Origin of the sequence: Saccharopolyspora sp. NPDC002686, from assembly GCF_040295745.1 — a bacterium.
Classification (GTDB): Bacteria; Actinomycetota; Actinomycetes; order Mycobacteriales; family Pseudonocardiaceae; genus Saccharopolyspora; species Saccharopolyspora oryzae.
The window spans coordinates 1-20,581 of the sequence record NZ_JBEOVY010000110.1 but is presented as its reverse complement, the minus strand read 5'-3'; the positions used below and the strand labels follow the sequence as shown (position 1 = coordinate 20,581).

Genomic DNA, 20,581 nt, shown 5'->3' with positions numbered 1-20,581 from the left:
GATCGTTCTGAATTTTGGGGTCTTAAAACCCCACTAACTAAACCCGAGCCGCCACCTGCGAAAACGGGCGCTCGCGGGTCAGAGTGCGGTGGGGGTGCCCTTGGTGAGGACCTGGATCGCGGTGCCCTCCGGGCCGAGGTTCTCGAACATCCGGTAGTGCATCTGCGGCACGGCCAGCACCGCCTCGTGGATCGGGACCGCCGTTCGCGGGGCGACCGCGCGGAGGAAGTCGACCGCTTCGGAGAGCTTCAGCCACGGTGCCGCGGTCGGCAGGCCGAGGACGTCGATGCGCTGCTCGGGCACGAAGAACGAGTCGCCCGGGTGGTAGAAGGCGCCGTGGTCGACGAGGTAGCCGATGTTGTCGACCACCGGGATGTCCGGGTGGATCACCGCGTGCTCGCCGCCGACCACGGTGATCGCCGCGCCGCCGATCTCGATCGAGTCGCCGGGCCGCGCGGTGGTCGCCGACAGGCCGTGCTCCGCGACCGAGGCCGCCGAACCCGGGTCGACGACCAGGCGGGCGTTCGGGTTGGCCGCCAGCAGCGCGGGCAGCCGGTCCAGGTCGACGTGGTCGGCGTGCTGGTGGGTGATCAGCACGGCGTCCAGGTCGCGCAGCCCCTCGAAGTCCGCGGAGAACGTCCCCGGGTCTATCAGCAGCCGCGCCGACCCGGTTTCGACCAGCACGCAGGAGTGTCCGAAGTGGGTGATCTGCACGGTGTTCCTCCTCGAAAGACGTTTGCCGCGCGAACTACTCTCGCACGGTCACCAGGTCCGGTGCGGCAGCGCGCCGAGCAGTTCGGCCTCCTCGGCAGCGGTCAGCCCGGCCTTGCGCTCGCGGTCGGATCCCCGTTCCCGCTCGGTGGCCAGCGCTGCTGACACCGTCTCGGCCAGCGGCCGGATCTGCAGCCCGGCGGCCAGCGCGGGCGCGGCGTCGTGCGAGGCGAAGCCGTCCCAGCCGTCGGGGATCCAGAGCGGCAGCGACTTCGGCCCGCTCCAGCGCTGAGCTCCCGCCTCGGCGAGCGCTTCCGGTGCAACGGCCGCGAGCGAGGTGCCGGCCGGTGCGACGAGCTCGGCGATCTCCGCCAGCAGCGCGCCCAGCGTGGTGACCGGCCCGATGCCGTCGAAGGTTCCGGCGAGGCCGCGCTCGGCGGCGGTGACGATCCAGGCGGCCAGGTCGCGCACGTCGATGTGCTGCGACGGGGCGTCCGGCGTGTCCGGCACGAGCACCTGCCCGCCGCGCGACATCCGCAGCGGCCAGTACCCGAACCGGTCGGACGGGTCGCCAGGCCCGGTGATCAGCCCGGGGCGCACCACGAACGCGCGTTCGCCCATCGCGTCCCGCACCGCGTTCTCGCAGGCCACCTTGATCCCGCCGTAGGACTCGGGAGTGCTGGTGTCGGCGGAGTCGGTGATCGGTTCGAGCAGCGGTCCATCAGTGCTCTGACCAGCAGTTTCGTTGTCCGAGTAAACGTTGATCGAGGACACGAACGTCCAGTGGCCGGCGTCGCCCAAGGTTTCCAGCGCCGAACGCACCCACTGGTAGTTCCGCGCGACGTCGACGACCGCGTCGAACTGCGACCCGGCCAGCGCCCCGAGGCCCTCCTCGCGGTCCACGACCACCAGCTCAGCACCCTCCGGTACACGCCCGCTCGCACCACGCGCTGCGCACACGACGTCGTGCCCGCGCTTCAGCGCTTCCGCGGCGACCGCGTGACCGACGAAGACAGTTCCGCCCAGAACCAAGATCCGCATGGCCCCACGCTTCCGGAAAACCGCGGGCGGGGCGACGGTTCTCGCTACCGGTGAACGCCCGTGAGCACTTTGGGCTGCCAGAGCGACCCAAAGTGCTCACGGGACCAGGTCAACCGGTGACGGTGATGGTCATCATCGGTCCGGCGCCGCCGCCGACGCGGGTGTGCACCGGGTACTCGCCGGGCGGTACGTCGGCGATGGTCGCCACCGCCTCCGCGACGCCGTCGCGGTCGGTGACCACCTCGGCCACGCCCTCGTCCGCCCCGACGGGGTGCTCGCCGTGGCGGGCGAACGCCGGGGAGGAGATCCAGCTGACCCCCTCCAAACCGTGGTCGAGCCGCATGACCAGCGTGTTCCCCACCCGGACCTGGGACTTGTCGGCGGTGAACCGCGGCTGTTCGGCGACCTGCGCGGAGCCGGTGGCAGGTGCGGCGGTGGCCGGGACGGTGGTGGTCAGCGCGAGTCCGGCGAACAGCGCCGCCCCCAGCAATGTCTTGATCGTGCGCATCGGAATGCGTTTCCCCTCAGTGTTCAGAACCGGGCACCTCCCCTAGGTGCCTGCTCTGTTAGACGCCGAACGGCATCAAAGGTTTAGACAAGTAGCGAAAACTGTGGCGCAAGACACATTAGCGGCGGTATGTGGTGAGCCACACCGCACCCGGCGCCCCTGCTGGAGTGGGTGAACTCGCAGCTCAGTTACGCTTCGCCCGTACTGCTGGCCATCCGCCGGATCCCGGCGGATCTGCACGGAAACCGGGAGCAGCACCCGTGGCCCGAGTCGTTGTCGACGTCATGCCGAAGCAGGAGATCCTGGACCCGCAGGGGCAGGCGGTGGCCAATGCGCTGCCGCGGCTCGGGTTCGAGGGGATCGCCGAAGTCCGCCAGGGTAAGCGTTTCGAGCTGGAGGTCGCCGACGACGTCGACGACGAGCAGCTGGCGAAGATCGCCGAAACGCTGCTCGCCAACCCGGTCATCGAGGACTGGACCGTCCGGCGGGTGGACTCGTGAGCGCGAAGATCGGCGTCGTCACCTTCCCCGGCACCCTCGATGACGTCGACGCCGCTCGCGCGGTGCGCCGCGCCGGTGCCGAATCCGTCTCGCTCTGGCACGCCGACCACGACCTCAAGGGCGTGGACGCGGTGGTCGTGCCGGGCGGGTTCTCCTACGGCGACTACCTGCGCTGCGGCGCGATCGCCAAGTTCGCCCCGGTGATGACCGAGGTGGTCGAAGCCGCCCGCAAGGGCATGCCGGTGCTCGGCGTGTGCAACGGCTTCCAGATCCTGTGCGAGTCCGGGCTGCTGCCCGGAGTGCTGACCCGCAACGCGGGCCTGCACTACGTCTGCCGCGACCAGTGGCTGAAGGTCGAGAACAACAGCAGCGCCTGGACCACCCGCTACGACGCGGGCGCCGAGCTGCTGATCCCGATCAAGCACGGTGAGGGCAACTACATGGCCGACCAGGCCGTCCTCGACGAGCTCGAGGGCGAGGGCCGGGTGCTGTTCCGCTACGCGGGCGAGAACCCGAACGGTTCTCAGCGCGGCATCGCGGGCATCACCGACGCGCGCGGTCGGGTCGCGGGCATGATGCCGCACCCGGAGCACGCGATCGACCCGCTGACCGGCCCCACCGACGACGGCCTCGGCATGTTCCTGTCCGTTCTGGATGCACTGGTGGCAGCATGACCAACTCTGTGAACGTGGACGTTGACGGTCGAACCGTCGAATTCGACACTGTCGAGAGCGCCAAGTCCACACCTCAGACCTCCCAGCCGTACCGCGAGCTCGGGCTCAAGGACGACGAGTACGCCCGGATCCGCGAGATCCTGGGGCGCCGTCCCACCGACGCCGAGCTCGCCATGTACTCGGTGATGTGGAGCGAGCACTGCTCCTACAAGTCGTCGAAGGTGCACCTGAAGTACTTCGGCGAGACCACCACCGACGAGATGCGCGAGAAGATGCTCGCGGGCATCGGCGAGAACGCCGGTGTGGTCGACATCGGCGACGGCTGGGCGGTGACGTTCAAGCTGGAGAGCCACAACCACCCGTCCTACGTCGAGCCCTACCAGGGCGCGGCGACCGGTGTCGGCGGCATCGTCCGCGACATCATGGCGATGGGTGCCCGCCCGGTCGCGGTGGCCGACCCGCTGCGCTTCGGCCCGGCCGATGCCGAGGACACCAAGCGCGTGCTGCCGGGCATCGTGGCCGGTGTCGGCGGCTACGGCAACTGCCTGGGCCTGCCGAACATCGGCGGCGAGGTCGTCTTCGACGAGTGCTACAGCGGGAACCCACTGGTCAACGCCATGTGCGTCGGCGTGATGAAGGTCGAGGACCTGCACCTGGCGCACGCCAGCGGCAAGGGCAACAAGATCATCCTGTTCGGTGCGCGCACCGGTCTGGACGGCATCGGCGGCGTGTCGGTGCTGGCCTCGGAGACCTTCGACGGCGACGAGAGCGGGACCGGCCGCAAGAAGCTGCCGAGCGTCCAGGTCGGCGACCCGTTCGCCGAGAAGGTGCTCATCGAGTGCTGCCTGGAGCTGTACCACGCGGGCCTGGTCGTGGGCATCCAGGACCTGGGCGGTGCGGGCCTGTCCTGCGCCACCTCCGAGCTGGCCTCGGCCGGTGACGGCGGCATGCGCGTCGACCTGGACCAGGTCCCGCTGCGCGCCACCGGCATGACGCCGGCCGAGATCCTCTCCAGCGAGTCGCAGGAGCGGATGTGCGCCGTGGTGGACCCGTCCAACGTGGACGCCTTCCTGGAGGTGTGCCGCAAGTGGGACGTCACCGCGACCGTCATCGGTGAGGTCACCGACGGCGAGAACCTCGAGATCTACTGGCACGGCGAGCTCGTGGTGGACGTGCCGCCGCGCACCGTCGCGCACGAGGGCCCGGTCTACGAGCGCCCGGTCGAGCGTCCCGCCGAGCAGGACCTGATCGCCGCGGACAGCGCGAGCACGCTGGCCCGTCCGTCCACTCCGGACGAGCTGCGGGAGACCATCCTGCGGATGGCGGCCTCGCCGAACTTGTGCTCCCGCGCGTGGGTCACCGACCAGTACGACCGCTACGTGCGCGGCAACACTGTGCTGGCGCAGCCGTCGGACGGCGGTGTGCTGCGCATCGACGAGGAGACCGGGCGCGGCATCGCGATCTCGACCGACTGCAACGCCCGCTACACCCGGCTCGACCCGTACGCGGGCGCGCAGCTGGCGCTGGCCGAGGCCTACCGCAACGTGGCGACCACCGGTGCGACGCCGGTGGCGGTCACCAACTGCCTGAACTTCGGTTCGCCGGAGGACCCGGGCGTGATGTGGCAGTTCCAGCAGGCGGTGCGCGGCCTGGCCGACGCCTGCGCGGAGCTGGGCATCCCGGTGACCGGCGGCAACGTCAGCTTCTACAACCAGACCGGGCAGAAGGCGATCCTGCCGACGCCGGTGGTCGGCGTGCTGGGCACGATCGACGACGTCACCCGCCGCATCCCGACCGGCATCGGCGGCGAGGAGGGCGAGACGCTGCTGCTCCTCGGCGAGACGCGCGAGGAGTTCGGCGGCTCGGAGTGGGCGCGCGTGGTGCACGACCACCTCGGCGGTGTGCCGCCGAAGGTCGACCTGGCGCGCGAGAAGCTGCTGGCGGAGGTCCTGCTCGCGGGCTCCCGCGACGGCATGGTCTCGGCGGCGCACGACCTCTCCGAGGGCGGCCTGGCGCAGGCGCTGGTCGAGACGGCGCTGGTCGGCGAGTGCGGTGCCCGGGTGGTCCTGCCCGAGGGCGCGGACCCGTTCGTCTGGCTGTTCTCCGAGTCCGCGGGTCGCGTCCTGGTGGCGGTCCCGCGCTCCGAGGAGGTCCGCTTCACCGACATGTGCACCGCGCGCGGTCTGCCGTGGTCCAAGGTCGGTGTCGCCGACGCGGGCGAGAAGTCCCTGGACATCCAGGACGTCGCGAACATCCCGCTCGACGAGCTCCGCGAGGCCTGGGAAGGCACCCTGCCGAAGCTGTTCGGCTGATCTCTCGAGGTGAAGGGCACTCCTGACCGGCGGTCAGAAGTGCCCTTCACCCATTTCCGGATCCGCCCGGATCGCTGGGTGCCGACTCGTGAGTGGTTTGGGGTGCTATGACGCCCCAAAACACTCACGAGGCCTGACCTGCGCTGGCGGAACCTCGGTCAGAGACGGCTGAAGTCGAAGGCTTCCGCGCGGGCGGTTCCGTCGTAGCCGCCGGTCGGGGCCGGAAGGCCGAAGAGGGCTCCGAGGGTCGGCGCGACGTCGATGGTGTGGGCCTCGGCGGAGGACGTTCCGGTGCGGACTGCCGGGTGGCCGCCCGTGGTGAAGAACGGGATCGGCTCGGTGGCCGGGTGGCCGTGGTTGCCCGGGATCGGGTTGGAGATGACCTTCGGGTCCGCGAAGCGCCAGCCCGGTTCGCAGTACACGAGCAGGTCGCCCGCTTCGGCGCCGAGTCGGAGGTCGCGCGGGTCGTGCGCGGAGAGCACGCCTTCGGTGGCCAGCGCCAACTCCCGCATCCGCGCCACCGCGGCGTCGCGCTCCGCCGTCGGCCCGGTGAAGTACAGCAGGTCCGCGCCGCCGTTCTGGGCGATCTGGATGCGTCCGGCCAGCAGCGGGTCGTCGCCCATCGCCTTCTGCAACGAGATCACCTTGTGCGCCCACGACCAGTCCATCGAGTGGTCGGCGCAGATCAGCAGCACGCTGCTGGACCAGCGCCCGGTGTCCACGAGGTGGTCGACGAACCGGCCGACCTGGGCGTCGGCGGAGGCCAGGGCCGCCGTCCGGGCCGCGCGCAGGGTGGTGCCGGTCAGGTCGGCGTGGCCCATCCGGTCCACGTCGCCGAAGTTGGCGAACGCGAAGTCCGGATCCGCGCTGTCCACCATGGACATCAGCGCGTTCGCGGTGAACAGGTCCGGAGCGTGGCCGGTGATCGGCAGGACCGGCTTCGGCTCCCAGCGCACGCTGGCCCGGGTGCCGAAGACTCCGTAGAGGTATTCCTTGCTCAGCACGCTGCCGGTGACCTTCCCGTTGTCCCGCAAGCGGTCCAGCAGGGTGTCGAAGCGCAGGTCCGACGCGCGGTCGAGGGTGCGGACCTCGCCCTGCGCCGCGTCGTAGACCGAGTTGGCCGGCACGCCGGAGCGGTCCGGGCGGACGCCGGTCATCATCATCACGTGGTTCGGGATCGTCTCCATCACGGGCAGCGAACGCGCCTGCGGGAAGGACGTCCCGGCTTCGCGCAGCTCGTGCAGGCGCGGGGTCAGCTGCGGGGTGATCTCGTCCGGCGAGCAGCCGTCGACGACCAGCGAGTAGACCCGCAGGGGCTTGTCACCGTCGGCCGCCCACGCCGCGGGGGACGCGGCGGAGAGCAGCACGCCGGTTCCGGCGACCTGGAGGAAACTGCGTCGGCTCAGCGAAGTCATCGCACGGGCTCCTCGACTCGGTGGATCTGCTGGGTTCCGGTGGTCACGGCGTAGGACATGACGTGCTGCGCGGCGCTGCCCCGGACGGTGCGGTCGTCGAGCGCGTACCAGTCCATCTGCGCGCGTTCCCGGGTGACGTCCAGGACGCTGAAGCCGTGCGAGTCGAGGTCGACGTACTTGATGTGCGGGTTGTTGACCTTGATCGCGCCGACGATCGCCTTCGAGACGGTCTGCGGCTGGACCTTCAGGATGTCGTCGATGTTGTCGCTGGTCACCGACGTGCAGACGAACTCGACGCCGACCGAGTTGCCGTCCCTCGGGTAGTCGCGGGGCGAGCTGGGCAGGTCGGCGGCCCACGCGGAGTGGATGTCGCCGGTGAGGAAGACGGTGTCCTGGATGCCCTGGTCGCGCAGCAGCGAGTAGACCGCGTTCTGGTCGGCCGCGTAGCCGTCCCACTGGTCGAGGTTCATCGGCAGGCCCTGGATCACCGGGGTGCCGGTGAGCTCGCCGAGCGCGCGCCGCCGCTCGACGGACAGCGTGGACGGGAACCGGACCGGCGCGATCATCACCGGGTTGCCGATCAGCTTCCACTGCGCCTGCGACTGCGCGAGTCCGCTGGTCAGCCACTGCAGCTGCGCGTCGCCGGTGATGGTCCGCGACGGGTCGTGGATGTCCTGGTCGAACCGGCTGCTGACCTGCTCGCTGCGGTAGGAGCGCAGGTCCAACATGGACAGTTCGGCGAGCGAGCCGAAGGTGAACCGCCGGTACAGCACGCCGCCGAGCTCGTAGCGCACCGGCATCCACTCGGCGTAAGCGCGCTGCCACGCGCGTTTCCGGTCGGCGTAGGAACCCTCGGCGCCTTCGGTGTGGTTCTCCGCGCCGCCGGCCCAGGCGTCGTTGACGGACTCGTGGTCGTCCCAGGTCGCGATGAACGGCAGGCGCGCGTGCAGGGCCTGCAGGTCGGGGTCGGTCTTGTACTGGGCGTGGCGGCGCCGGTAGTGCGGCAGCGTGATGACCTCGGCGGGCGGGTCGTGGGGCCGCACGACGACGTCGCGCGCCTGGTACTCGCCCGGCGCGTACTCGTAGAGGTAGTCGCCGAGGTGCAGGATCGCGTCGAGGTCGTCCCGGTCGGCGAGGTGGCGGTACGCGGAGAAGTAGCCGGCCTGCCAGTTGGCGCAGGACACCACGCCGAAGCGCAGCCGGTCCACCTGCGCGCCGAGCGCGGGAGCGGTGCGGGTGCGCCCGATCGTCGAAACCTGGCCCAGGGCGCGGAACCGGTACCAGTACCAGGCGTCCGGGGCCAGGCCTGCGACGTCGACCTTGACCGTGTGGTCGCGCCAGGCGCCGGTCGTCGTTCTGCCGCGGGCGACCACCTGCCGGAACTGCGGGTCGGCGGACACCTCCCACTCGACGGAGCAGTCCGGGCCGATGCCGGAGCCGGGGTCCGCGCCCGGGGCGGGTGTCACCCGGGTCCAGAGGACCACGTTGCTCGGGGTCGGGTCGCCGGAAGCGACGCCGTGGACGAAGACGTCCGGGGAACTGGCGGTTGCGGCCTTGGTGGTGCCCAAGGTGACGGCGGCCACGCCACCGGCCATGAGCAGGGTTCGACGACGGATGTTCACGCGTGAAACGTGATTGATTTTCGTCTTTTGTGGTACCCCGATCGGCACAACGTTGCGGAACCGTTCGACGGATGGTTTCCGGAATGGAATGCGACGTTCACGGCCTCACGGAGCGCGATCACGCAGGTGAGGGTCGTGCTGTGGCCGCGCTCACGCGCCGGAGCGCTCCGATGTGGACGGTGTCGGGGCCCAGCCCGCCGGCAGGACGACGTCGTGGTCGGGGCTGGTGGTGATGCCGACGTTGAGCACCTCACCGCGGAACGTCGTTCCGGACAGGTCGACGTCGGCGTCGAAGCGGGCGCCGCGGAAGTCGGCCTCGGTGTGGAACTCGGCGTCGGTCATCGACAGGGCGTTGCCGAAGTGGCTCTGGTCGAACTTGGTGGTGCCGGAGAACCGGGTGCGGCGGAAGTTCGCCCGGCCGTGGAACGTGGTGCCGGGGAACCAGGCGAGCTGGTGGAAGACCACGTCGTCGCAGCGGAACCGCCCGTACAACCGGCCAGGTCCGATGGTCGCGGCGGTGAACCACACCGGACCGTGGAACTCGGACCGGCTGAAGTTGTTGTCGCTGAACAACTTCCCGTACCGCAGGGTCAGCGTCCCGACCTTGCGGTCGGTCAGCTCGAAGTACTCCAGCGTGGCGCCTGTCAGGTCCAGGTCGTAGGCGGGGGCGCCGGTGTCGTCGACGCGCGGCAGCAGCTCCACCACGAGCCGCTGAGCGGTCAAGCGCACCTGGAGCCACCGCTCGGCTTCGTCCTTCTCCTCCTGCGTCTCGAAAACGGCGCCGTAGCGCTCGTGCGCGAACGGTCGCCGCAGGTAGGAGCACAGGACGTCGAGCACGGTCTGCGTGTAGTCGGGCCGGTTGCGGGCGAGCCCGGCGAGCGCGTGCAGTGCGCCTACGCGGACCTGATCGGTCTCGTGCCCGAGCAGCTCGACCGCGCGGGCGAACCGCTCGTCGGCGATCCGGTCCCGGTCGAGGTCGGCCCGCTGGTTCTCCAGCTCGTACCGCTCCCGCTCGGTCTCCTGCCGCAACTCCTCGGTCCGCCGCCGCCGGTCGTTGAGCCAGAGCGCGTAGAGGGCGACGACGGATCCGGCGGCGAGCCCACCGGTGCGCAGGGCGTCGGCTCCGGTGGTGCGGGTGTCGAAGATCAGCAGGGCGGTGCTGACTCCGAGGAGCACGACGACTGCGATGCAGATCGTCGCGACCAGACCGATCTTGCGCTCACCCATGCGTGTGATCTTCCCGCAGCAGCTCTGCGAAGATGCGCGCTCGATTCGGAGCCGGGAGCGGATCGAGTTTCCAGCCCTCCGGTAGTGCGACGCTCGCAGCTGTGTTGACCTCCGTGTTGTACAGCGACAGTGCTGGCAACGGGTCTGCCATGCGGAGATCGATCTCGCCGCTGAAATGAGCGCGTTGCAGGTCCAGTGAGTGCAGGTTCGCGTTGTTGAAGTTGGCTGGGCCGGTGAAGCGGACACCCCGGAGATCAGCGTTACCTGCGACTTCAATACCGGAGAAGTCGGCTTCTTCCAAGACATGCGCCGCGCGGAGGTGCAGGCCCCCGAGCATCGAGGCTCGTGCCAGTCGCAGGGGCCGCTGGAACGTGCTCTCGTCCAGGTCGAGCTTGCCGTGGAAGACGGTGTTCTGGAAGTGCGCCGCGTGCCGGAACGTGCAGGCGTACGCGCGCACGGTTCCCACGACGCGGCCGGCCAGGACGAATCGGTCCAGGTTCGCCGCGGCCAGGTCCAGGTCGTACTTCGGCGGGTCGGGCTCAGCGGTGGTGGGCAGCAGCGAGGTGATCAGCTTCCCGGCGGTCTGGCGAACCGTGCGCTCCCGGTGCAGTTCCGGGGAGATCTCGTCGTCCTGCCGGTCCAGCGTCCACTTCGGATGGTCGAACGGTCGGCGCAGGTAGGAGCACAGCACGTCGAGGACGGTCTGCGTGTAGTCCGGGTTGCTGCGCGCTAGGCCTGCGAGGGCGTGGAGCGCTCCGACGCGCACCTGGTCGGCCTCGTTGCCGAGCAGCTCGACCGCTCGCGCGAAGCGCTCGTCGGCGGTGCGGACGTGTTCCTGCGAGCTTCGGCGGTCCTCAAGGGCCTGTCGCTGCTGCTCGAGGGCGTAGCGCTCCCGGTCCAGGTCCTGGCGCTGGATCTCCAGCTCCTGCCGCTTCTCCTCGACCCGGCGCCGCCGGTCGTTGAGCCAGAGCGCGTAGAGGGCGACGACGGATCCGGCGGCGAGTCCGCCGGTGCGCAGGGCGTCGGCTCCGGTGGTGCGGGTGTCGAAGATCAGCAGGGCGGTGCTGACTCCGAGGAGCACGACGACCGCGATGCAGATCGTCGCGACCAGACCGATCTTGCGTTCACCCATGCGCGTGATTCTGCCGGGTGATCCTCGTCGTTCGGGCCCGGACGGCGAAAACCCGCGGCACCGTCGGGAGCGGTACCGCGGGCTCTCGATTCGATCAGCCGTTGGCCAGGGCCTGCAAGCGGTCCATGGCGCCGTTGAAGGTGTTCTTGTCGATCGGATCGGACGTGTACTGCCAGATCGTCCAGATCTGCCACGCGTGCGGCAGCTGGCCGACGGTGCTGGAGTAGCTGGCCACCCACAGCGGGTTGGTCGAGCTGAAGTCTCCGTCGACGCACTGGCTCCACCAGCTGTTGCTCGTGTAGATGACCGGGTAGCGCCCGGTCCTGGACTGGTAGGTGTCGCTGAAGTCCTTGATCCAGGACGTCATCTGGCTCTTGCTCAGGCCGTAGCAGGTCTCGCCGTACGGGTTGTACTCCATGTCCAGCGCGCCCGGCAGGGTCTTGCCGTCCTTCGACCAGCCGCCGCCGTTGTCCACGAAGTAGTTGGCCTGCGCCGCTCCGCTGGAGCGGTCCGGCAGCGCGAAGTGGTACGCGCCGCGGATCATGCCGATGTTGTACGACCCGTTGTACTGCTGGGCGAAGTACGGGTTGGTGTAGCCGGTGCTCTCGGTGGCCTTGACGTAGGCGAACCGCATGCCCTGGTCCCACCAGGACTGCCAGTTCACGTTGCCCTGGTGGCCGCTGACGTCCATGCCGGCCACGGTGGCCAGCGGGTCGACGACCGGCACGGCACGTTCCTCGCCGCCCTCGTGCTTTCGGATCTGCGAGCCCATCGGCGTGTCGGTCACCGGTTCGGATTGCGAGCCCATCGCGGGTTCCCCTCCTGGAACGGGGGTGCTGGCCAGCGCGGGCGCGCACAGGACGAGAGCACCTGCGCAGAGCATCGATGCTAGGGATAGCAGTGGTAATCGGCGACCACGTCCACTCGGACGGCTCATCGGGGCCTCCTGGTGTTGAATGCATTGCGTCGTCGGGGGACAACGCGGCTTGCCCCGGAAGTGTCGCGAATTGTTTTCGAAAGAAGTAGATCTTGTGTTAGTTTTTAACCAGATTGGCTTAATTCGGACAACCGAGGGTGAACTCTTCGCCACCAGCGGGTAGTTCTGCGGCGAGCACAACCTCTCGGCCGGGTTGAGCGTCAGAACCAACAGATCGATCATGACAGCCGTACTCGTGCGATCAACTGGTTGCAGGCGGTAGACGATCGTTGTGCGCGATCACGCGGATGGCCTGCCCGAACGAGGTAACGGCTACCCCGGGTGCCGCACATGATGTTCGACCGCCGGACCGATCCGGTCGTATGCTCCGAACGAGAACGGCCGGGCGAGTACGAGTGGAGGGCGCCCCAGGCATGACTGGCTGGACCGCGCCGGTGCCAAGCGCTCACGAGGTGACCGCCGAGGTGAACCGAGCCGACCGACGCCGCTTCGCGGCGGCCTGGGCGCACGTGCTCATGGGCACCAGCTACGTGCCCATGACGAGCGCCGAGATCGAAGGCCGCCTGCGCGGCTACACCGACCGCCTGGTCGATGCGCTGCTCAGCGAGCCCTTCGCCACCGCGGCCGCGCGAGAGGTCGGCGTCGACCTGGTCGCCGTGCACTTCACCAGCGCCGAATCGCTGGCCCGCACGATCGACCTGATCGGCGACGAGATGCTCGACGCCCTGGGCCTGGAGAGCAGCCCGGTCTGGCGGGACCGGATCGCGGCGCTGCAAGGCGCCCTGTGCTCCGGGTTCGTGCAGGCTGCGCGCAAGCGCACCCTCGACGAGCAGGAAGCCATCCGGCAGGCCGTGCTCGACGCCCGCGACGCCGTCGAACAGGCCCTGCGCACCAGCGAGGCGCGGTTCCGCGCGATCTTCGCCGAGGCCGCCATCGGCATCGGCATCGGCGACATGGGCGGCCGGATCCTCGAGGTCAACGACTCGCTGACCCGGATCATGGGCCGCTCCGCCGACGAGCTCCGCGCCATGCTGGTCTCCGACATGATGCACCCGGGCGACCCGGAGAGCGTCTGGCGGATGTACGAGGAGCTGGTCCGCGGTGAGCGCGAGCAGTTCCGGGTGGAGAAGCAGTTCAACCGCCCCGACGGCGCTCCGGTGTGGACGGAGATGATCGTGTCCCTGGTCCGCGGCGAGGACGGCCTGCCGCTCTACCAGGTGGCGCTGATCGAGGACGTCACCGACCGGATGATGCTGCAGGAGCGGCTGCGCCACCAGGCGATGCACGACCCGCTGACCCGGCTGCCCAACCGCGCGCTGTTCCTGGAGCGGCTCACCACCGTGCTGCGCCAGCACGAACCCGGCGACCGGGTCGCGCTCTGCTACATGGACCTGGACGGCTTCAAGGTCATCAACGACAGCCTCGGCCACCACGTCGGCGATGACCTGCTGGTCGCGGTCGCAGACCGGCTCGCCGCCGTGGTGCACGGCGACGACCGGCTCGTCGCGCGGATGGGCGGCGACGAGTTCGTGATCCTGCTGCAGAACTCGCTCGGCACCGGCCAGGCGGTCGAGGTCGCCGACACCGTGCTGGACGCGCTGGACGAGCCGTTCCGCGTCGGCGGCCACGAGCTGTCGGTCGGCGCGAGCATCGGCATCGTCGAGCGGCCGGTGAACGGGCAGACCGCCGCGGAGCTGATGCGCGACGCCGACGTCACGCTGTACTGGGCTAAGGCCGAGGGCAAGGGCCAGTGGGCGCTGTTCGACCCGGAGCGCAACGCCACCGAGGTCGCCCAGTTCCACCTGTCGGCGACGATGCCCGCCGCGCTGGAGCGCGAGGAGTTCTACGTCGACTACCAGCCGCTGGTCGGTCTGCGCGATCACAACGTGGTCGGGGTGGAAGCCCTGGTCCGCTGGGCGCACCCGGAGCTCGGGCGGCTCGGCCCGGACAAGTTCATCGGGCTGGCCGAGGAGACCGGGCTGATCGTGTCGCTGGGCCGGTGGGTGCTGCGGGAGGCCTGCCGCCAGGCCAAGCGCTGGCAGGACCAGTTCGGCTCGGCGGCGCCGTTCGTCAGCGTCAACCTGGCGGTGCGCCAGTCCCGCGACCCGAACCTGGTCGGCGACGTCGCGGAGATCCTGGCCGAGACCGGGCTCGAGCCGTCGCAGCTGCAGCTGGAGCTCACCGAGAGCGCGATCATGAGCACCGCCGACGAGCCGCTGGACGCGCTGCGCGCGCTGTCCCAGATGGGCGTGCGGATCGCCATCGACGACTTCGGCACCGGCTACTCGAACCTGGCCTACCTGCGCCACCTCCCGGTCCACGAGCTCAAGATCGCGGGCTCGTTCATGGAGGGCCTGCGCGACGCCGAGCGCGCCGACCCGGTCGACGCGCGCATCGTGTCGACCCTGGTGGACCTGGCGCACGCGCTGGGCCTGACGGTCACCGCGGAAGGCGTGGAAACCCTGGCCCAGGCCCGCAGGATGGCCGACATCGGCTGCGAAACCGGCCAGGGCTACCTCTTCGCCAAACCAGGCTCCCCGGAAGCGATCACCGCCTTCATCACCGAGCAGCTCGACTGAGCCACCGCACCACTGGTGGTTCGGCACCGGGGCTTGGTTCCGCAGCTCATCGGCCGTGAGCACTTTGTGGGGCCATGGCGCCAGAAAAGGCTCACGGGACTTGACCAGCAGGAACGGGTGGCTCAGCGGGGTTTGCCGTCGCGGCGGCTGCGCTGGGCTCGGGTGAGGCCGCCGTAGAGGACCGCTGCCGAGTTGACCAGGGCCAGGTGGCTGAAGGCCTGCGGGAAGTTGCCCGCGAAGGAGCGGGTCCGGGCGTCGTACTCCTCCGCGTACAGGCCCACGTCGTTGGCCAGCGCCACCAGCTCGCCGAACAACTCCTCGGCCTCCGACCGGCGGCCGATGTAGGCCAGCGCGTCGACCAGCCAGAACGAGCACGCCAGGAAAGCGCCCTCCCGACCGGTCAGGCCGTCGACCTCGTTGCGGGAATCGGTCGGCGTGTAGCGGTCGACCAGCACCCGGTCGTGCTGGAGCTCGCGCTGCACCGCCTCCACAGTGCGCACCACGCGCTCGTCGTCGCCGGGCAGGAACCCCACCGACGGCATCCGCAACGTCGCCGCGTCCAGAGTGGTCCCGCCGTAGTACTGGGTGAACGCGCCCAGCTCCGGGTTCCACGCCCGCTCCAGGACTTCCGCGTGCACCTCGTCGCGGATGTCCCGCCAGCGGTGCACCGGTCCGGGCAGGCCGTCCTCCTCCGCGGCGCGCACCGCCCGGTCGAACGCGACCCACACCATCACCCGGGAATGCGTGAAGTACTGATCGGGTCCGCGCACCTCCCACAGGCCGCGGTCCGGCTGCCGCCAGATCTTCTCCAGGTGGCGCAGCATGCCGCGCTGCAACGCCCAGGTCTCCTCGCGCTCCGGCAGTCCGCGCTCCCTCGCCAGGTGCAGCACGTCCATGACCTCGCCGTACACGTCGAGCTGGAGCTGCCGGTAGGCCGCGTTGCCGAACCGCACCGGCAGGCAGTCGCGGTGGCCCGGCAGCCAATCGGCCTCCCACTCCAGCAGGTGCCGTTCGCCGCCGATGCCGTACATGATCTGCAGGTCCGCCGGGTCGCCTGCGACCGCGCGCACCAGCCAGCTGCGCCAGGCCGCCGCCTCCGCCGAGCAGCCGAAGTCGTCCAGCGCCAGCAGCACCAGGGTCGCGTCGCGCAGCCAGCAGAAGCGGTAGTCCCAGTTCCGGTTGCCCGGCACGGCTTCCGGCAGCGAGCTCGTCGGCGCCGCGATGATCCCGCCGGTCGGCGCGTAGGTCAGCGCCTTGAGCGTGGCCAGCGACCGGTTCACGGCCGGCGAGTGCGGCCCGGAGTAGGAGATCTTGGTGGTCCACTCCCGCCAGAAGTCCTCGGCGTCGCCAACCTCCTGCTCCGGATCGATCGGCGCGGGGAGGTCGTCGGCGTCCGGGGACCACTGCATCACCCAGGACAGCTGCTCCCCGGCGCGCACCGTGCGGACCAGCTCGTGCGCCCGCTCGTGCTCGGCGCGCTGCGGCAGGACGTCGCCGCGCAGCACGGCGGTGTGCGGGCCGGCGATCGCGAGGATGAACTCGTCGAGCACCGGATCGATCTCCCGCACCCGCCGCACCCACGGCACCGCCTCGCCGTAGGCGAAGCGCACCACCCAGCGCATCTTGACGTCGACCTCGCCGGAGATGCCCCGCACGGTCCGCACCAGGCACGGCTGGGTGTCGTGGGCCTGCTCGTGCGGCGGCATGCAGTCGATCAGCCGCAGCACGCCGTCGTCGGTGTGGAAGTCGGTCTCCAGCACCAGGGAGTTGTCCCGGTACCGCCGCCGCACCTCGCGGACAGGCGAGGTCGGCGCGATCTGCCAGTGCCCGTCCTGCTCGGTGCCCAGCAGCCGGCAGAAGCACGACGGCGCGTCGAAGCGGGGCAGGCAGAGCCAGTCGATCGAGCCGTCCTTGCCGACCAGTGCAGCGGTGCGCAGATCGGACAGCAGCGCGTAGTCCTCGATCGGTCCCGGCCCGCTCTTCATCCAGCCGAGACTAGGCACCAGGCCCGGTGATCACAGTTCCAAGTGGACTCAGGAGCGCTCGGCGGCGACTTCGGTCAGGACGCTGTTCGGGATGATGGCTTGCACCGCTTCGTGCAGGTTGAGGCCGAGTGCGAGACCGCCGAGCAGTTCCGGCAGGACGCTGCCCGGCACCTTGCGGACGCCCGGCCAGTCGGACGGCACGCGAGCCAGCGAGGTGCAGGCCGGGACCAGCTGGCTGCCGTCGGACATCTCCGCGGTGTAGAGCATGCTGTCCTCCTCGTCCGGCGCGTAGAGCAGCAGCTCGGCGTCGAGGACCGCGGCGGGCAGCGCGGCGTCGGCCATCCGCCCCTCGGCGATCTCGACCAGCACCCGCTCCAGCTCGTTGGTCGGCTCCGGCCGCTGGGTGACCAGCTCGGAGGGCTCGTAGCGGTCGTTGAGCTGGAACTCCGGGTCGATCTCGCCATCGGGGTCGATCCGGTAGGCGCCCACGATGCCCTCCGGCGGCACGTCGCCGCCTTCGCTCGCGTAGCCGGGGTCGGTGATGTAGAGCCAGCTGTTCGGGTTCTCCTTGGCGTGCTCGCGCATCTCGTCGGTGATCGGCGGGACGAGCTGGCCGAGGTCGGGCTGGTTCGGTTCGGACATCGGGGCTCCGTGCTGTTGATCTTGACGCCCCGCTGCTGCTGAGCGCGCCCCCGAGGGTCCCATCCGGGTTCCGGCGCCTGCAGACCGTCCCCCGAGGACCAGCCGTTCCGAGGTGCCGCCGCGACGGGTCCCGGGGGAGACTGGCTGCAGGGTTCGGGGAGGGGAGGCGGCGATGATCGGTCAGCGGGAAGCGTTGCGGTTGTTCGGGTGCGAGGTGTTCGACCCCGCCGGTCATCGGATAGGCATCGTCGGTCAGCTGTTCATCGAGGACGACACCGAGCAGCCCGCCTGGGTCACCGTCCAAACCGGACTCTTCGGGACGAACGAGAGCTTCGTGCCGCTGGACGGCGCCGCCTTCGACGGCGACACGCTCACCGTCGCGGTGGGCAGGGAAGCCGTGCGGTTGGCCCCGCGAGTCGATCTGGTCAAGGGCGATCTGCCGCTGGCGCAGGAGCGCGCGCTGTACTTGCACTACGGGATGACCTACGGCGTGGCCCCCGACGGCGCCGGCGACGAGATCGAGCCCGAGTACGTGGAGGCGGTCCGCCTCCGGCTGCGGCGCTGGGTCGCCGCCACCTGATCACCCCGTCGTGTTGGCAAGCCGCTCACGCGTTGAATACAGCGAGTGCCCGTCCGAATAGCTGGACGTCTGGGCAAACTCGCGTTTAACAGTTTTTCACGAGCCCGTCGCAGACCGCGGCGGGCTCGATTTTGCCTGCTCATTCCCGGTCGGTAAGGCAGAGCTGGGAATGCGTTCACCCCACCGCACGATTGTGTGGCGACAAATCGCCAACATCACCCGTCCGAGTGTTTTCCCTGGTTACGTTCCGCCGTGAAACACCTTCGCTCGGCCCCACCCGAGCGTCTGTCTAGGAGGGGAAACATGAGGAAGCTGCTCTACGGCACCGGGGCAGGCGTTGCCGCGGCGGCGCTCGTGTTCGCCGGGACTCCCGCCGGCGCACAGCCGCAGATCGAACTCGCACCGCTGTTCCTGCACCCGCAGGCCAAGGTCGCGAGCGCCGATGACTCGGACGTCTACATCGTCAACCTCAAGGACGACATCGCCGCCCAGGGCGTCGCCGAGGAGCTCGGCGTCCAGCCCCGCCACGTCTACAACGCGACGCTCAACGGGTTCTCCGCCAAGCTGAGCCCCGAGCAGCTGGACAAGGTCCGGGCCAGCTCCAAGGTCGAGAACATCTCCCAGAGCTACCGCATCCAGGTCGAGCCGGCCAAGCAGCAGGCCGTCGAGTCCTGGGGCCTGGACCGCCTCGACCAGCCGGCCCTGCCGCTGGACGACAACTACGCCCCGAAGGGCACCGGTGAGGGCGTCACCGCCTACATCATCGACACCGGCATCGACCCGTCGCACCCCGACTTCGGCGGCCGCGCCGAGGTCGGCTTCGACGCCACCGGCGGCGACGGCACCGACAAGCACGGCCACGGCACCCACGTCGCCGGCACCATCGGCAGCGAGACCTACGGCGTGGCCAAGGCCGCGAAGCTGGTCGGCGTCCGCGTGCTGGGCGACGACGGCAGCGGCACCACCGAGCAGGTCGTGGGCGGCATCGACTGGGTCGCGCAGAACCACAACGGCCCGTCGGTGGCGAACATGTCGCTGGGCGGCCCGAAGGACCCGGCGCTGGACGAGGCCGCGACCAAGCTGGTCGACAGCGGCGTCTTCCTCGCGGTGGCCGCCGGCAACGAGAGCCAGGACGCCGAGAACACCTCCCCGGCCAGCGCCGAGGGCGTGTTCACCACGGCCGCGTCCGACAAGAACGACGGCTCCGCCGAGTTCACCAACTTCGGCGCCACCGTCGAGGGCTACGCGCCCGGCGTGGACATCGTGTCGACCGTCCCGGGTGGCGGCACCGAGACGATGAGCGGCACCTCGATGGCCAGCCCGCACGTGGCCGGCGTCGGCGCCCTGTTCCTGCAGGCCAACCCCGACGCGGCTCCGGCCGACGTGGTCAAGGGCCTCCAGGGTCAGGCCTCCAAGGGCGTGATCCAGAACGCGCCGTCGGGCACGATCACCGACCTGCTGCAGATCGGCGACCTGTGATCCGGTAGCGATGCGACCCGCGGGCCCTTCCTGAGATGATCGGGAAGGGCCCGCGTCGTGTCCGCTGCTGCATTCGGGGGACGCCGGGATGCGGCCGAACGGGGTCAATCCAAGGTCGCTGCGCACCATCGTGCGAAAGTCGGTTCCAGCGATCGTTCCCGGTGGATACGTTGCCATCAACGGGGGTTTTCAGTGTCCATCGCGGTACCGGTGCTGAATCGGTGCTGTCGGGCACACGAGGAGGGGTGTGCCGTGCTTCCCGGATACACCGAGGACTTGGCGCAGTCGACCGCTGTCGACGAGCCTGCGGCGGAGACCGCGACCACGGAGCCGCTGACCGAGCGGGCCGTGCGGGCGCAGGTCGCGTCGGTCGCCCGCGCCGCGCGGGCGCAGGCGGGCAACGGCGGCGTGCTGCAGGTCGTGCACGGGGCCAAGCGGGTCGGTTGGGCTGCTTACGAGCTGCAGCGCAACGCCGCGCAACTGGTCCAGGGCGTGGCCAAACCGCCGTACGTGACGACCGGACCGCTCGACTCGCTGGAATCCCGCAAGCTCGCCGAAGGCGTGCAGTACCAGGTGCTCTACGACCGGTCCGCGCTCGCGCTGCCGCCGCAGCTGGACATCACCACCAAGCTGGTCGCGCAGGGCGAGCAGGCCCGCGTGATCCACGTGGCGCCGACCAAGCTGATCATGGTGGACAACGAGATCGCGCTGATGCCGCTCACGGTCGCCGACAACACGGTGGAGAGCGCGGTGGTGGTGCGCAGTTCGGCGATGCTGGCCGCGCTCGGCCGGATCTTCGACGACATGTGGCGCTTCGCCGCGCCGTTCACCGCTGCCCAGGACCTGTCCGGCGAGGACATGCAGCCCACGGAGGAGGAGCGGTGGATCCTGTCGCTGCTGGCCTCCGGGGCCACCGACGACACGATCGGCCGGCTGATGGGCTTCAGCGCCCGGACCGCGCACCGCAGGGTCCGCGAGCTGATCGCCCGCCTCGGCGTCGAAACCCGCTTCCAGGCGGGCATGCAAGCCGTCAAGCTCGGCTGGCTCTGACCAGGGGCTCCCGCAACTTCAATGGAAATCGAAGGTCGAAATTCCATTGAAATCGCGGGAGTCGTCCGCAGGCCCCGGCGTGTCGGGCGACGACACGCCGGTGATCCGCAAATTCCATTGAAATCGAATGTCCAATTTCAATGGAATTTGCGTGACGCCGGAGCCAGGACGGCGTCGGCGGATGGTT

Annotated in this window: 17 protein-coding genes; 7 read left to right on the top strand and 10 right to left on the bottom strand. The window is 69.8% G+C overall.

Annotated features, from left to right (window positions below; translation table 11 throughout):
* Positions 1-78 precede the first annotated feature (78 nt).
* From ABTZ89_RS16745 to ABTZ89_RS16735, 3 genes are all read right to left on the bottom strand, one after another.
* The gene (locus ABTZ89_RS16745; RefSeq protein WP_270952182.1) at positions 79-714 is read right to left on the bottom strand and encodes an MBL fold metallo-hydrolase; all 636 of its coding nucleotides are present in this window, start codon (positions 712-714) and stop codon (positions 79-81) included.
* Positions 715-762: 48 nt separating this feature from the next.
* Positions 763-1,752, bottom strand: a complete 990-nt coding sequence (locus ABTZ89_RS16740) for an NAD-dependent epimerase/dehydratase family protein (RefSeq protein WP_351045421.1) — start codon at positions 1,750-1,752, stop codon at positions 763-765.
* Between the two features lie 109 nt (positions 1,753-1,861).
* On the bottom strand, positions 1,862-2,260 hold the full coding sequence (locus ABTZ89_RS16735) for a hypothetical protein (RefSeq protein WP_351045418.1): 399 nt from the start codon (positions 2,258-2,260) through the stop codon (positions 1,862-1,864).
* A 260-nt stretch (positions 2,261-2,520) separates the two neighbouring features.
* Here ABTZ89_RS16735 and purS point away from each other — a divergent pair, with 260 nt between their 5' ends.
* The 3 genes from purS to purL are packed head-to-tail and all read left to right on the top strand — an operon-like array spanning position 2,521 to position 5,746.
* The gene (gene purS, locus ABTZ89_RS16730) at positions 2,521-2,760 is read left to right on the top strand and encodes a phosphoribosylformylglycinamidine synthase subunit PurS (RefSeq protein WP_270952185.1); all 240 of its coding nucleotides are present in this window, start codon (positions 2,521-2,523) and stop codon (positions 2,758-2,760) included.
* Positions 2,757-3,434: a phosphoribosylformylglycinamidine synthase subunit PurQ gene (gene purQ / locus ABTZ89_RS16725; protein ID WP_270952186.1), complete on the top strand. Its 678-nt coding sequence runs from the start codon at positions 2,757-2,759 to the stop codon at positions 3,432-3,434. The genes purS and purQ overlap by 4 nt, the downstream gene beginning before the upstream one ends.
* The gene (gene purL / locus ABTZ89_RS16720) at positions 3,431-5,746 is read left to right on the top strand and encodes a phosphoribosylformylglycinamidine synthase subunit PurL (protein WP_351045414.1); all 2,316 of its coding nucleotides are present in this window, start codon (positions 3,431-3,433) and stop codon (positions 5,744-5,746) included. The genes purQ and purL overlap by 4 nt, the downstream gene beginning before the upstream one ends.
* Positions 5,747-5,904: 158 nt before the next feature.
* Here the strand turns inward: purL and ABTZ89_RS16715 are convergent, their stop codons facing one another.
* The 5 genes from ABTZ89_RS16715 to ABTZ89_RS16695 form a co-directional block, all read right to left on the bottom strand.
* On the bottom strand, positions 5,905-7,161 hold the full coding sequence (locus tag ABTZ89_RS16715) for an alkaline phosphatase family protein (RefSeq protein WP_351045410.1): 1,257 nt from the start codon (positions 7,159-7,161) through the stop codon (positions 5,905-5,907).
* Positions 7,158-8,783 (bottom strand): alkaline phosphatase D family protein, encoded by a 1,626-nt coding sequence (locus ABTZ89_RS16710; RefSeq protein WP_351045407.1) that lies wholly within the window; start codon positions 8,781-8,783, stop codon positions 7,158-7,160. Before ABTZ89_RS16710 ends, ABTZ89_RS16715 begins: the two co-directional genes overlap by 4 nt.
* 150 nt (positions 8,784-8,933) lie before the next feature.
* Positions 8,934-10,010, bottom strand: a complete 1,077-nt coding sequence (locus tag ABTZ89_RS16705) for a pentapeptide repeat-containing protein (protein ID WP_351045404.1) — start codon at positions 10,008-10,010, stop codon at positions 8,934-8,936.
* Positions 10,003-11,142: a pentapeptide repeat-containing protein gene (locus tag ABTZ89_RS16700; protein WP_351045402.1), complete on the bottom strand. Its 1,140-nt coding sequence runs from the start codon at positions 11,140-11,142 to the stop codon at positions 10,003-10,005. Before ABTZ89_RS16700 ends, ABTZ89_RS16705 begins: the two co-directional genes overlap by 8 nt.
* Before the next feature lie 94 nt (positions 11,143-11,236).
* Positions 11,237-12,079 (bottom strand): lysozyme, encoded by an 843-nt coding sequence (locus tag ABTZ89_RS16695; RefSeq protein WP_408641923.1) that lies wholly within the window; start codon positions 12,077-12,079, stop codon positions 11,237-11,239.
* 413 nt (positions 12,080-12,492) lie between these two features.
* Between ABTZ89_RS16695 and ABTZ89_RS16690 the strand changes: the two genes are divergently transcribed.
* A complete protein-coding gene (locus ABTZ89_RS16690; RefSeq protein WP_351045398.1) occupies positions 12,493-14,658 on the top strand; it encodes a putative bifunctional diguanylate cyclase/phosphodiesterase in 2,166 nt (721 codons plus the stop codon).
* A gap of 122 nt (positions 14,659-14,780) precedes the next feature.
* Here ABTZ89_RS16690 and ABTZ89_RS16685 read toward each other — a convergent pair whose 3' ends face one another.
* Positions 14,781-16,643, bottom strand: coding sequence for a glycoside hydrolase family 15 protein (locus ABTZ89_RS16685; RefSeq protein ID WP_351045395.1), 1,863 nt, complete (start codon positions 16,641-16,643; stop codon positions 14,781-14,783).
* 48 nt (positions 16,644-16,691) lie between these two features.
* Positions 16,692-17,285 (bottom strand): type VII secretion system-associated protein, encoded by a 594-nt coding sequence (locus tag ABTZ89_RS16680; protein WP_270952197.1) that lies wholly within the window; start codon positions 17,283-17,285, stop codon positions 16,692-16,694.
* Positions 17,286-17,457: 172 nt separating this feature from the next.
* Here ABTZ89_RS16680 and ABTZ89_RS16675 point away from each other — a divergent pair, with 172 nt between their 5' ends.
* From ABTZ89_RS16675 to ABTZ89_RS16665, 3 genes are all read left to right on the top strand, one after another.
* Positions 17,458-17,865, top strand: a complete 408-nt coding sequence (locus ABTZ89_RS16675; protein ID WP_270952198.1) for a PRC-barrel domain-containing protein — start codon at positions 17,458-17,460, stop codon at positions 17,863-17,865.
* A gap of 303 nt (positions 17,866-18,168) precedes the next feature.
* Positions 18,169-19,344 (top strand): S8 family peptidase, encoded by a 1,176-nt coding sequence (locus tag ABTZ89_RS16670; protein ID WP_270952199.1) that lies wholly within the window; start codon positions 18,169-18,171, stop codon positions 19,342-19,344.
* A gap of 252 nt (positions 19,345-19,596) precedes the next feature.
* Entirely contained in the window at positions 19,597-20,394 is a 798-nt protein-coding gene (locus ABTZ89_RS16665) for a helix-turn-helix transcriptional regulator (protein WP_270952200.1), read from the top strand.
* The last annotated feature ends 187 nt before the right edge of the window (positions 20,395-20,581 follow it).

Bases quoted from the DNA above. Each gene is read 5' to 3' on its own strand.
- ABTZ89_RS16740 (WP_351045421.1), bottom strand. From the start codon at position 1,752: ATGCGGATCTTGGTTCTGGGCGGAACTGTCTTCGTCGGTCACGCGGTC.
- ABTZ89_RS16735 (WP_351045418.1), bottom strand. From the start codon at position 2,260: ATGCGCACGATCAAGACATTGCTGGGGGCGGCGCTGTTCGCCGGACTC.
- purL (WP_351045414.1), top strand. From the start codon at position 3,431: ATGACCAACTCTGTGAACGTGGACGTTGACGGTCGAACCGTCGAATTC.
- ABTZ89_RS16715 (WP_351045410.1), bottom strand. From the start codon at position 7,161: ATGACTTCGCTGAGCCGACGCAGTTTCCTCCAGGTCGCCGGAACCGGC.
- ABTZ89_RS16705 (WP_351045404.1), bottom strand. From the start codon at position 10,010: ATGGGTGAGCGCAAGATCGGTCTGGTCGCGACGATCTGCATCGCAGTC.
- ABTZ89_RS16700 (WP_351045402.1), bottom strand. From the start codon at position 11,142: ATGGGTGAACGCAAGATCGGTCTGGTCGCGACGATCTGCATCGCGGTC.
- ABTZ89_RS16695 (WP_408641923.1), bottom strand. From the start codon at position 12,079: ATGAGCCGTCCGAGTGGACGTGGTCGCCGATTACCACTGCTATCCCTA.
- ABTZ89_RS16690 (WP_351045398.1), top strand. From the start codon at position 12,493: ATGACTGGCTGGACCGCGCCGGTGCCAAGCGCTCACGAGGTGACCGCC.
- ABTZ89_RS16685 (WP_351045395.1), bottom strand. From the start codon at position 16,643: ATGAAGAGCGGGCCGGGACCGATCGAGGACTACGCGCTGCTGTCCGAT.
- ABTZ89_RS16680 (WP_270952197.1), bottom strand. From the start codon at position 17,285: ATGTCCGAACCGAACCAGCCCGACCTCGGCCAGCTCGTCCCGCCGATC.
- ABTZ89_RS16675 (WP_270952198.1), top strand. From the start codon at position 17,458: ATGATCGGTCAGCGGGAAGCGTTGCGGTTGTTCGGGTGCGAGGTGTTC.
- ABTZ89_RS16670 (WP_270952199.1), top strand. From the start codon at position 18,169: ATGAGGAAGCTGCTCTACGGCACCGGGGCAGGCGTTGCCGCGGCGGCG.